3 protein-coding genes are annotated in these 1,697 nt (G+C 72.2%); all 3 read left to right on the top strand.

Annotated elements, in window-relative coordinates; genetic code table 11:
• Positions 1-126: methionine adenosyltransferase domain-containing protein (locus tag ACZ7IF_RS39305; RefSeq protein ID WP_470981854.1), on the top strand; the 126-nt coding region annotated here is incomplete at its 5' end.
• 1 nt (position 127) lies between these two features.
• Complete coding sequence (locus ACZ7IF_RS39300; RefSeq protein WP_470981852.1) at positions 128-1,111, top strand: carbohydrate kinase family protein; 984 nt, start codon at positions 128-130, stop codon at positions 1,109-1,111.
• The coding region (locus ACZ7IF_RS39295) for a homocysteine S-methyltransferase family protein (RefSeq protein WP_470981850.1) at positions 1,108-1,697 on the top strand (590 nt) is incomplete at its 3' end. The genes ACZ7IF_RS39300 and ACZ7IF_RS39295, both read left to right, overlap by 4 nt.

The raw sequence follows: 1,697 nt of genomic DNA, 5'->3' as shown, positions 1-1,697 counted from the left end.
CTCGACCTGCTCCGGCCGATCTACGCCCAGACCGCCGCGTACGGCCACTTCGGCCGCGAGCTGCCGGACTTCACCTGGGAGCGCACCGACCGCGTGCACGCACTGCGCAAGGCAGCCGGGGTCTGACATGCGAATCGCTGTCACCGGATCCATCGCGACCGATCATCTGATGACCTTCCCCGGCCGGTTCGCGGACCAGCTGCTCGCGGACCGGCTGGACCGGGTCTCCCTGTCGTTCCTCGCCGACAACCTGGAAGTGCGGCGCGGCGGGGTGGCGGCGAACATCGCGTTCGGGCTGGGCATGCTGGGACTGCGCCCGTCGCTGGTGGGCGCGGTGGGCGGGGACTTCGAGCCGTACCGGGTGTGGCTCAAGGACCACGGGGTGGACACCGACTCCGTGCGGGTGAGCGACACCCGCCACACCGCCCGCTTCGTCTGCACCACCGACCGGGAGCAGAACCAGATCGCGACCTTCTACGCGGGCGCGATGGCCGAAGCCCGCGAGATCGACCTGCGGGAGGTCGTCGCCCGCCGCGGCAGACCCGACCTGGTCCTGGTCTCGCCGGACGACCCCGAGGCCATGCTCCGCCACACCCGGGGCTGCCGCGAGCTCGGCATCCCCTTCGCCTCCGACCCCTCCCAGCAGCTGGCCCGGCTCGGCCGGGACGAGGTGCGGGAACTGGTCGACGGCGCCCAGCGGCTGTTCACCAACGAGTACGAGTCCGCCCTGCTGTGCGAGCGGTCCGGACTCACCGAGGAGCAGGTCCTCCGGCGCGTCGGCTCCTGGGTCACCACGCGCGGCGAGGACGGCGTACAGATCCGCACGGCGGACCGCGAGCCGCTCACCGTGCCCGCGGTGCCGGTCGCGGAGGTCGTCGACCCGACGGGCGTCGGCGACGCCTTCCGGGCAGGCTTCCTCGCCGGCACGGCCTGGGGCGTCCCCGAGCGGTACGCGGCCCAGCTGGGCTGCGCGGTCGCCGCGACCGTACTCGACCACACCGGCACCCAGGAGTACCGCCTGGAACGGGAACCGCTGCTGGCCCGGCTCCGCACCGCGTACGGCCCGGCCACCGTGACGGAACTGTCCACACACCTGGGGGCCCTGGAATGAGACGGTCACTGTGGGAGGAGCTCACGACGCGCGTCGTCGTCGCGGACGGCGCCATGGGCACGATGCTCCAGGCAGCCGACCCCACGATGGACGACTTCCTCGGACTGGAGGGCTGCAACGAGGTCCTCAACCTCACCCGCCCCGACATCGTCCGTTCGGTCCACGACGAGTACTTCGCGGTCGGCGTGGACTGCGTCGAGACCAACACCTTCGGCAGCAACCTGTCCGCGCTCGCCGAGTACGGCATCGAGGACAAGGTCTACGAACTCTCCGAGGCCGGAGCCCGCATCGCCCGCGAGTCGGCGGACGCGCACACCGCCCGGGACGGCCGGCCCCGCTGGGTACTGGGCTCCATGGGACCCGGCACCAAGCTGCCCACCCTCGGACACGTGGGGTACGAACCCCTGCGCGAGGCCTACCAGCAGAGCGCCGAGGGCCTGATCCGGGGCGGCGCGGACGCGCTGCTCGTCGAGACCACCCAGGACCTCCTCCAGACCAAGGCAGCCGTCATCGGCGCGCGGCGGGCACTGGACTGGTGCGGCATGGGGGACCTGCCGCTGATCGTGCAGGTCACCGTGGAGGCGAC

It is taken from the genome of Streptomyces sp. NPDC037421 (assembly GCF_055602105.1).
Note: the sequence above shows the minus strand (reverse complement) of the source record. Positions and strands in the feature narration are given on the sequence as shown.

Excerpts from the sequence above, each read along its gene's own strand:
- ACZ7IF_RS39300 (WP_470981852.1), top strand. The coding sequence starts at position 128 with ATGCGAATCGCTGTCACCGGATCCATCGCGACCGATCATCTGATGACC.